This window comes from Synechococcus sp. R3-13 (genome assembly GCF_047462195.1).
GTDB lineage: Bacteria > Cyanobacteriota > Cyanobacteriia > Thermostichales > Thermostichaceae > Thermostichus.
Window position 1 is genome coordinate 1 of the sequence record NZ_JANSIO010000112.1, and the last position, 9,031, is coordinate 9,031.

Annotated in this window: 8 protein-coding genes and 1 pseudogene; 3 read left to right on the forward strand and 6 right to left on the reverse strand. The window is 58.7% G+C overall.

What is annotated here, in order from left to right; genetic code table 11:
• Nucleotides 1-89: 89 nt before the first annotated feature.
• Nucleotides 90-824 carry a protein-L-isoaspartate(D-aspartate) O-methyltransferase gene (locus NW856_RS03770; protein ID WP_011433763.1) on the forward strand — a complete coding sequence of 245 codons (735 nt, stop codon included), beginning with the start codon at nucleotides 90-92 and terminating at the stop codon, nucleotides 822-824.
• On the opposite strand, the gene NW856_RS03775 is transcribed toward NW856_RS03770, so the two are convergent.
• Complete coding sequence (locus NW856_RS03775) at nucleotides 821-1,561, reverse strand: glycerophosphodiester phosphodiesterase (protein WP_414399168.1); 741 nt, start codon at nucleotides 1,559-1,561, stop codon at nucleotides 821-823. The two genes, NW856_RS03770 and NW856_RS03775, sit on opposite strands and share 4 nt — an antisense overlap.
• A gap of 144 nt (nucleotides 1,562-1,705) precedes the next feature.
• Between NW856_RS03775 and NW856_RS03780 the strand changes: the two genes are divergently transcribed.
• Complete coding sequence (locus tag NW856_RS03780; protein ID WP_011433765.1) at nucleotides 1,706-1,891, forward strand: hypothetical protein; 186 nt, start codon at nucleotides 1,706-1,708, stop codon at nucleotides 1,889-1,891.
• Nucleotides 1,892-1,895: 4 nt separating this feature from the next.
• On the opposite strand, the gene NW856_RS03785 is transcribed toward NW856_RS03780, so the two are convergent.
• The 5 genes from NW856_RS03785 to NW856_RS03805 all read right to left on the reverse strand — a co-directional run bounded on the left by NW856_RS03785 (nucleotide 1,896) and on the right by NW856_RS03805 (nucleotide 5,559).
• Entirely contained in the window at nucleotides 1,896-2,381 is a 486-nt protein-coding gene (locus tag NW856_RS03785; RefSeq protein WP_414399170.1) for a peroxiredoxin, read from the reverse strand.
• 215 nt (nucleotides 2,382-2,596) lie between these two features.
• On the reverse strand, nucleotides 2,597-3,106 hold the full coding sequence (locus tag NW856_RS03790) for an N-acetyltransferase family protein (RefSeq protein WP_414350038.1): 510 nt from the start codon (nucleotides 3,104-3,106) through the stop codon (nucleotides 2,597-2,599).
• Between the two features lie 285 nt (nucleotides 3,107-3,391).
• Nucleotides 3,392-3,550, reverse strand: a complete 159-nt coding sequence (locus NW856_RS03795) for a hypothetical protein (protein WP_414329361.1) — start codon at nucleotides 3,548-3,550, stop codon at nucleotides 3,392-3,394.
• A gap of 827 nt (nucleotides 3,551-4,377) precedes the next feature.
• Nucleotides 4,378-5,133 (reverse strand): precorrin-2 C(20)-methyltransferase, encoded by a 756-nt coding sequence (locus tag NW856_RS03800; protein WP_414399173.1) that lies wholly within the window; start codon nucleotides 5,131-5,133, stop codon nucleotides 4,378-4,380.
• Between the two features lie 12 nt (nucleotides 5,134-5,145).
• Nucleotides 5,146-5,559 (reverse strand): STAS domain-containing protein, encoded by a 414-nt coding sequence (locus NW856_RS03805; protein ID WP_011433770.1) that lies wholly within the window; start codon nucleotides 5,557-5,559, stop codon nucleotides 5,146-5,148.
• Nucleotides 5,560-5,855: 296 nt separating this feature from the next.
• On the opposite strand from NW856_RS03805, the pseudogene NW856_RS03810 reads away from it, so the two are divergent.
• Nucleotides 5,856-9,031, forward strand: a pseudogene (locus tag NW856_RS03810) (translocation/assembly module TamB); the annotation flags it as partial.

Genomic DNA, 9,031 nt, shown 5'->3' on the forward strand with positions numbered 1-9,031 from the left:
ATTCCTCCCGACACTGACCCTACGGGTACCGTGCGGGGCTCCTGCGATTTCTAGCTGAGCAGCTCATCGTTTCTGGAGGTTGTGTATCGGTGATCAACCCATTCTCATCCTTCCGGTGGAGACATTCTTCTCGCTCTCCAGCTGGGATCCCAGAAGTTGAACCTCAGCCCCCAGACGCTTCCGATCCTTTTGCTTCCCAACGGGAGCAGATGGTCAAGAAACAGCTCATCAAACGAGGGATCCGAGATCCACGGGTACTGGAAGCCATGGGAAAAGTGCCGCGTCACCTTTTTGTCCCCTCTGATCTGCGGGATCGGGCCTACAGGGATTGCCCTCTGCCCATCGGCTATGGCCAGACCATTTCTCAGCCCTATATTGTTGCTTTTATGACAGAAGCTGCTCGCCTCACGCCTGAATCGGTGGTGTTGGAAATCGGCACCGGCTCCGGCTATCAGGCGGCTGTTTTGGCAGAGCTGGCCCGGCAAGTGTATAGCCTGGAGCGTCTGTCCCCATTGGCTGCTCAAGCTCAACAAACCCTCGCTGCCCTGGGCTATCGCAACGTGGAAGTGCGTCAGGGGGATGGCTACCAAGGTTGGCCAGAGCATGCTCCCTACGATGCCATTCTGGTGACGGCAGCGCCCCCAACTGTGCCCATGGTGCTGCTGGATCAACTGGCGGTGGGGGGCACCTTGGTGGTGCCGGTGGGAGAAAGCCCTTCGGACTCCGGTGCCCAGGGATCCCAGTCCTTGCTGATCCTCTGCAAAACAGCCCAAGGATGGGTTCAAAAAGGGGCTTTTCCGGTGCAGTTTGTGCCCATGGTCTAGGGTTTTGCCCCCTCTACTCCTGCCAAAAGGTGGGCGCGAATTTGCAAAGCCAATTGGGGACGGTCGGTAATCAACCCTTGAACAACGGGATTTTGTCCTACTGAGCCGGCAAATGGCTGCAAGCACAACTTCATCACTTCAGGATCGTTCACCGTCCAAACGTACAGAGGGATCCCGGCCTGTTCAGCTTCAGCCAAGAACTGCAAGTTCACCCAACTGTAGTGGGGGGCCAGAAAATCCGCTCCCAACTCCCGGCAACGGGTAAGTAAAGATCCCTTGGCTTGCTCCTCAGCCTTTGCCTCGATCAACAGGCCAACCTTGGGTTGCGGGGACAAAAGCGTTTTAACCCGCTGCACCACCTGAGGCAAAAAAGAGGTGATCACAAATTCTTCGGGGGTCAAAATATCGCTAACGAGGGCAAGGACTTGTTCCTCATAGCCTGCTTCTTTGAGTTCGATATCGAGGGTGATCTTGCCCTTGATATGTGACAGGGTCTCTTCAAGAGTGGGAATCGTGGGTTTGCGGGCCCGAATCTCGGCCCAAGTTAATGCGGCCAAAGGCTGTCCATCCAAATCGGCATCGTGAACAACCAGTGGGATCCCATCTCGGCTACGGCGCACATCCAGCTCAATTTGCTCGGCCCCCACTTCAATAGCGGCAGCAAAAGCGGCCAACGTGTTTTCCTCGGCGTGGGTGTGCTCCCCACGGTGGGCGACAATCTGGGTGTAGGGGAGCATGTCAGCACCTCTGAAGCGGGGTTGAGTGCCAGGTTGCGCAGCTCTATTATGATTGGCTCTCGGTGGTTCAGAAAGGGATCCCAGCAGGCGACACTCCCCCAGCGGAAGCGATAAGCTAGGAGAGTCAATTAGGTCTCTGAAGCTATGGACGCCGCCGAAATTGCCGCCTTGAAAGAGCGCATCAAGCTAATCCGCGAACGCCGGCCAGCGGTAGCCAAGCTGTTGGAAAAGCCAGACTTGGGCAGCTTGCGCGTGGATGTCAACCAAGCGCTGGAGGAGATCGACGAGTTGCTCCACGAGTTTGAGCAGACTTTTGGCCCGGAAAGCTAGAGGGCTAGTTCCTGATAAGCTGCTGCAACTGGGCCAGAACCTCAGCGCTGTGGCGGCTGGGGTTTACAATTGGGTCGATTTCTCGCAAAATCCCCTCGGGGTCGATCAAGAACGTATTGCGCAGGGCAACATCGCCCATCCAGGATCCGTAGGCTCGACTGACCGTGCCGTCGGGATCCGACAGCAAAGGAAACTGTAGCCCCTCTGCCGAGCAAAAGCGCCTGTGAGAGTCCACCGAGTCAGCGCTCACGCCCACAACCTGTGCCCCCATGGCCCGGAACTTGGGCAAATCTTGCTGAAAGCGGCGGGCCTCAATCGTACAGCCGGAAGTGAAGTCGCGGGGGTAAAAATACAACACCACCCACTCCCCCCGAAAATCCGCCAGCCGCCGTATTTGCCCGGCTTGATCTGGCAATGCGAACTCCGGTGCCGGAGAACCTATTGGCGGGAGAGGAGTAGTTCCCCACTGGGCCCAGGCAGGCTGAGTCATCCCAAAGCCCACAAGCAGGCCCACAACCAATCCCATGAAAACCCTGCCCAATTCCCTCACTGCCCCTCCGAGACCTCTCTAGAACCCATCTCTAGTTTACATAACTTTATATGAGTCCAGGAACTCGCCTCACTGCGCAGAAGCAAGCCAGCGGGGTGGGAAGCATCTCCACTCTGCCAGCTCAATGTTGCCGCTTTGCCAATTCCTTTGCCAATTCAAGGTAACCACTTGCAGAGCAAAAGCTGCGGAGGGATCCCCAACCATCGCCAGAGTTGAGAGGTGCGTTCGATGGGGGTATAGCGCAGTTGAGCGTACAGTTGCCGCGCGGGGAGATTGTCTTCCAATACGTGCAGATGCAAACAGCGGTAGCCCCACCCTTTCGCCACCCCTTCAGCACTGAGCAAAAGCAGACGAGCAATTCCTCGCCGCCGCCAGCCGGGCAGCACCGCCAAGTTGGAGAGGTAGGGATACTTCCCGTGGGCTGTGACCCGCAAAGAGATCTCGGCAGTGCCCACCACTTCGGATCCCACCGCAGCTGCCAGACAGCAGTAGTGGGGATCCCTTGCGGCCAGCCTGAGGCGCAACTCTTCGCGAATGCCCAGCTTGCGAATTGGGTAGATCCAGCGTTGCAGACCTGAGGGGGGATGAAAAACCTGGGCTAGAACTTCGGCCAAGGGATCCAGATCATTCGATGTAGCTGGGTAAACTACGGGGGAAGGCAACACAGGTTGAGATAGGGCAACCGCAAGCATTCTCCTTATTTTCCCAAACAACTTGCAAACAACAAAACAATAAGTGGTGACCCCCACGGGGAGCCACCACTGAACCGGTAGAACTTGGCCACAGGGAGGAAAACCACCCCTGCCGACGCGGACTAACCGCATCCAAGACTTAGCTAAGACTTATTCAGTTGTCTTAACTTGTAGCTTTCCAATTTCCTTTCCAATTTCCTTTCCAATTTCTAGGCCAGCGCCAGTGGCCGCTCCGACACCAGAATCCGACTCTGAGGTTTACGATGAGATCTCCAGATCGCTAAAATGGCAGGCTGAGCCGTTGATGCGATAGATATCATCCGTGATGGGCTGGTAACCCACTTCCACCAGATCGGACTTGGCAGGAGCAAATATGCGGATAATTGCTCTAGCAATCTTTGAGAGAAAGGTAAACATAGCAACCTCCTGAAAGTGAGAGTGAAACTATGAACTGAGAGAACCTCGAATTGCTAAAGCCCGCAGTCCTTGTCCCACTGAGCGCTGGTTCCGACTCGCAGAGCTTGCAGGTTGAGAGCACCTGAACCTGATCACCGATTTTCCCACCCTGACTCGCTCATGAATGGAGACTCAAAATAGCCGGCTGAGCTTGTTGATCTGGCAAAACCACTTTTATTTGAGGATTATTTGAGGAACACCTAGAGCGCTCTCTCACTTTCCCAGTGGCTTGTGCAGCAAGCCCAACTGCTATCTGCCTAACTCCCTTGTTCTGCTTTGAGGAAAACCTGTCGTAGGTACCAGGTGCTCTGCTGAGCGAGACAACCACTTCTCAGGAGAGTCTGCCGAAGCAACGGATCGGAAGCTTGGATCAAAGCGTTGACCGACAGAGAATTTTGGACTTGAATTTTGGATTTGATTCAATCGAGAAGCGGTGCCTCGCGTTTGGGATGGGGATGAGATATTATCCTCCTCGCCTGAATCACTACATTCATAATCTAACCTATAGCCGATCTCTCCACCAAGGGCGGCAACCATTCTTAACAGGCTGGATCATTCCTTTAACTTGGTCTTTTCATCTCTTTTTGATGTAGGTCAACGCAAGGATCCTAAGGATGCTGGACTGGGTTTCCTTGACATCTTTCCGGCACAAGATACCTGCTTTTTTGGGGAAACAAGCCGGCTCGGTACGGGACTTAAGCTCAATGGAAACACACGCAAAAAAATACCGACCAACCCCTGCTTCGGGCTTAATCGCCGGAAGGAACTCATTCCCTATCCTAGAAAACTCATTCCAGCTGTAGCTCGTTTTCCAGGTTAAGAGAATCTTGATTTCGGGGCCGAGAACGCAGGATCAGCAGGGAAAAGTAGGGGGGCCGGTAGTCGGCCAGTCCTTCCAGGGTGGGGAAGAGGGTTTGCTGGGGCCAGCCGGCCCAGACCACCAAGCTGGCTTGTTGCAGCCAACCTCTTTCGGCCAGCCACTGCCAAACCTGAGGGTAGACAGAGGCCACTTTCATGAGGACGACTACCTCAGCCCAGGCACAAGCCTGCTCCAGTTCCGAGAGGGCAAACAGAGCCGGTAAAATCGCCAATTTCTCGGAGCCGAGCACCAAGGGGGATCCCAGGGCAGCAGCAGCGGCTAAGGGAGAGCACACCCCCGGTATGGCCTGGATGGGCAAGGCGGGGATCCGCTGCCGCAGGGCTTGGGCCACGTAGGCGAAGGTGCTGTAGAGGCCCACGTCTCCCTCACAGATGAAGGCGACATCTTCTCCCCTTTCTAGGAGTGGGGCTAGTTGCTGGGCAGCCACTCGCCAGGCAGCTTGCAGGACTTCCGGCTGGGTGACAAAGGGCAGGCGAAGCGGCAAGAGGGTTTGTTCCGGTCGCAGCCAAGGGCGCACAATCTGATAGGCCAGGCCCGGCTGGCCGGCGGTATTTTGGGGACAGGCCACCCAGTTGACCGTGCTGAGGATGCGGGCTGCTTTGACCGTGATCCAGTCGGGATCCCCTGCTCCAGCACTGATCCCCCAAAAGGTTCCCAGACCCATACTTATTACGTATCAGGCGGTCTCTGTACTGCCCGTACTTCCTTCCTTCAGGCGATCCAAGGCTTCCTGCAAGGAGTTGCGCAAAGATAGGAACTTCTCCAGGCGCACCAGTTTCACCGTTTGGGTAATGCGGGGGTTGCTCACCACCTGAAAGATACCTGCGCGGCCCTGCACCAGCTTGGCCAATTGCACCAGGGCGCCGACGCCAGAGCTGTCGATGAAGTCGATCCCTGTCAAATCCAGGATCAGGTTAGGGGATCCCTCTTCCAGGTATTTGGTGACCACCTTAACAAAGACCGGCTCGGAAAAGGCATCCAGAAGGCCAGTCAGGTGAAAGACCTGGCAGTTTTCCAGCGCCTCGCGGCTGCCGCGCAAGCTGACCGTCAGAGATAGGGGTTCCGGAATGGCTCTTCTCCTTTCAACCATCTCGACAGAAGGGAACACCTGAGAGAGGCCCCAGGGTGGGTTCAATCTCGGGTGTGGAGATAGCTTAGCATCCCCGTTCTCCGCGGGAGACGGTATTTTTCCGCGGGGTCTTCGGGGGAATTACGCCTGGGAGCAGGGATCTCTTCTTTCTGTTCCCTCGTGGCAAGCCAGGAGTCCTTGGGTAGGATGGGGGCAACTGTGCCGGCAAGGTCGGCCCGCAGTGCACGAATGGCTTTTGGGAGCCTGTCAGGTTTTTAAGGGGTAGGCGGTTGGGAGAGGATCACCAAGATCCAAAGATGCAGCAGCAACGATTCAACCTTTCCCCCATCACTCTAGCTGGGGTGGGTTTGGGCTTGACGGCTGCCGCCTTTGGTGCCGCCTGGGGAACAGGGATCTACCTTCAAGATCACGTGCTGCCGCAGGTGGAAGCAACCCTCTCGCAAGCGATGCGCCGGCGCGTGGAATTGGGGGAGGTGAGGTTTCTGGCCCCCTGGCAGGTGAGCTTGGGAGAAAGCCGCATTGAGCATTTGGCCACCATCGGCTCCATCGACCTCAGCCCTGATTTCTGGACTTGGCTGCAGACGGGTCAGTGGGTGCTGAATGTTACCCTAAACCAGCCGCAACTGCTGCTGATGGAAACGCTGGATCGGGGATGGGCGGATGTGCAGTTTCAACTGCCGGAAGGGGAAGGGGAGGGATCCCTGCCCTTGCATGGGCTGAACATCCGTTTGCGCCAGGGATCCCTGACGGCCATTCCTTTGGTGGGGGAGCGGCGGCAGTTTGACCAGTTGCAGGCCCAGGTGCAGGTGTGGCTGCCCCACAATGCCCCGCCAGGAGAGGAGGATCTTTTCGGGGGGCGGGCCAGTTTCCAGGCGGCAGCCCGGTTGCGCCCTAAGGACTCTGCACCGCTGACGCGCCTGGAGGGGAGGAGGGGATACCCGCTGCAGCTCAGGGGGGTGGCGGATTTCGCCCAGGCTTCCGGTTCGGTGTCGCTTTCTGCAGACCGCCTGCCTTTGGATCTCTTGCCCAGCGTCGTGCCGGCAGACCCTTTTGCCGAGGTGCAGGGGGAAACCGGCTTGGCTCTGCAAGTGCTTTGGCGGCGGGATCAACCGCTGGCATTGACGGGGCAGGCCCAGGTTCAACAGGCTCGGCTGGGGCTGGAGATGCTGCCGCATCCCTTTGAAGAGGTGAACGGCTCCGTTGGCTTTACCTTGCAGGGGCTGGAGCTGCAGGGAGTCAGCGGTCGTTTGGGTCAGCTTTCCTTTGCCGAGCTGAAAGGCCCTGTGGACTGGAGCCAGGGGCAGGGGTTTGGTTTGCAGGCGGAACTGGTGCCGGCCAGTCTTCAACAGATCCAAGAGACGTTTGACGTGACTGGCCTGCCGGTGGCGGTGGAGGGGGTGGTAGGGGGATCCGTAGCGGTCACCGGTCCCTTGGATCGGCCACAGATTCGGGGACAGTTGCGGGGGCTTTCGCCGGGGCGGGTGGATCGCCTGCCGGTGTCGGAGTATGCCTTTGGCTTCCGCTTTGCGGATCAAACCTTGGCCTTGGAAGCAATTGACCTCAAGACCGCAGGGGGTCGCATCCAAGGCTCTGGCCAGCTGCAATGGGCTGCCGGCTTGGCAGGCCAGTTCGATCTTCAAGTTAGCGGAGCCGACGTGGAGCAGGTGCTGGCCCTTTACGGCCTCAACCTGCCCCGCCGGGGCGCTCTTCCTTGGGTGGGGCCGGTTTCCGCTCAAGTGCAGGTGGCGCTGACGGGATCCCAACCGCGGGCGGAGGCCAGCTGGGAAAGTCTTGGGGGAGAGATTGCCGGAAGAGGGCAGCTGCAGGTTTTGCCGGAGGGTCGGGACTGGGTGGTGGAGGTGCCGCAGGCGGTGCTGGACGTGGGCGGAGGCCGGGTGGCGGTGGCGGGGCGGTGGGCGGGGGGACAGCTCCAGACGCAGTTGGCTCCTCAGGAGGTGCCGCTGGCCTTTTTCAACCCCCAATGGCCGGGATCCCTCTCTGGCGAGCTGACGGCGCAGCTGGACAGGGCGGCGGCAGCAGAAGTGGGCTTCCTGGGGGCGTTGCGGGCGCAAGGGTCGCTGGCTTTGTTGCAGCCTTTGGGAGCGAGGGGACGGCAGTGGGTTGAGGGCATCCGCGGCCAGGTGACTTGGGAGGGATCCGGACTGCATATCCAGGAGGCGGAGGTGTTGGCAGGTGGCACTCGCCTGGCCAGGGTCGAAGGGCAGATCCCCTTGGATCCCCAGACGCTGCAGGTGGGATCCCTGGATCTGAGCTTTACCACCGACGGGATTACGCTGGCAGAAGTACCCGGCCTGCCGCCGCTGGTGAAAGGAGTGCTGCAGGGATCCGGCCAGATCCGCGGACCTCTGGACACCTTGCAGGTGACTGGCAAGGCGCAGTTGCGGGGCTTGCAGGTGGGAGATGTGGCCTTTGAAGACTTGGCCGGGCCCTTTCAGGGGTCTGTTCAGGGGACGGAAGTGGATCTGCGGGGGAAGCGGGATCGACTGGCGCTGCAGTTGGATCCCCAGTTTCAGCCTTTGCAGTTTCAGGTGCAGCGGGGCGAGGCGGAAATTCGCGGCCAACGCCGGCAAGAGGAGCTCCAGGTGGCAGTGAACCAGTTGCCTCTGGCTTTGCTGGGGGGGGTGGCTGCCGGGCCGTGGGCCAGTCTGCAGGGAACCCTCGAGGGGGAGGTGGCAGTTGACCTGGCAAGCGGCGCCGCCCAAGGACGGGCTGCGGTGGCGGATCTGCAGTTGGGAGGGATCGAAGTACGGGGCTTTTCGGTGGATTTCGACTACCACGCTGGTAATGGTTCTCCTCGCCTAGAGATCGCCCAAGCTCAACTGGATTTGTTTGAGAGCACCTATACGGCTAGGGGCACCTTAGAGCTGCCTGCAACTCTTCTGCAAGCCGGTTTGGATCCCACCTTGGCGGCTCTCGCTCCCCAAATTGACCTAGAGATCAGCACCCATCAAGGTCGGCTAGAAGATATCATCTCCGCCTTCAAGTGGCGGCAGTGGCGCGACCTCACCACCCGGGGTTTCCAATTGCCCCCCTTGGGCCCTGCCTCGGTGTTGGAGACCGATCCGGTTGGTTTGCCCAACCATCCTCTCCTGGAGCAGCTGGAGTACTATGCCCAGATCCTGGCTGTCCACCTGGAGACCTTGGCCAGCCGCATGGATCCGCTGTTCGCGTCAGCGGTGCGGAGCACTTTCCCGCCGCCCACAAGTCTGCGAGGGGAATTCCAAGCCAGCGTTAGCCTGGTCGGCAGCCTCAACCGGCCTAGCGTCAGCTTTTACCTTGAGGGCCAGAATTGGCAGGCAGAGGAGTTTGGCATCGAAAGCCTTACTGCCAGGGGCAGCCTGGCTGGAGATGCAGTGGTGTTGGAGCCGCTGCGGTTGCGCAGTGGCGAACGTCAAGCCCTTTTTGTGGGCAAGCTGGGCCTAGAGGAACAGTCGGGATCCTTGCAAATCCA

Coding starts and splice junctions, on each gene's coding strand:
- NW856_RS03780 (WP_011433765.1), top strand. CDS start 1,706: ATGGACGCCGCCGAAATTGCCGCCTTGAAAGAGCGCATCAAGCTAATC.
- NW856_RS03775 (WP_414399168.1), bottom strand. CDS start 1,561: ATGCTCCCCTACACCCAGATTGTCGCCCACCGTGGGGAGCACACCCAC.
- NW856_RS03805 (WP_011433770.1), bottom strand. CDS start 5,559: ATGGTTGAAAGGAGAAGAGCCATTCCGGAACCCCTATCTCTGACGGTC.
- NW856_RS03800 (WP_414399173.1), bottom strand. CDS start 5,133: ATGGGTCTGGGAACCTTTTGGGGGATCAGTGCTGGAGCAGGGGATCCC.
- NW856_RS03785 (WP_414399170.1), bottom strand. CDS start 2,381: ATGACTCAGCCTGCCTGGGCCCAGTGGGGAACTACTCCTCTCCCGCCA.
- NW856_RS03795 (WP_414329361.1), bottom strand. CDS start 3,550: ATGTTTACCTTTCTCTCAAAGATTGCTAGAGCAATTATCCGCATATTT.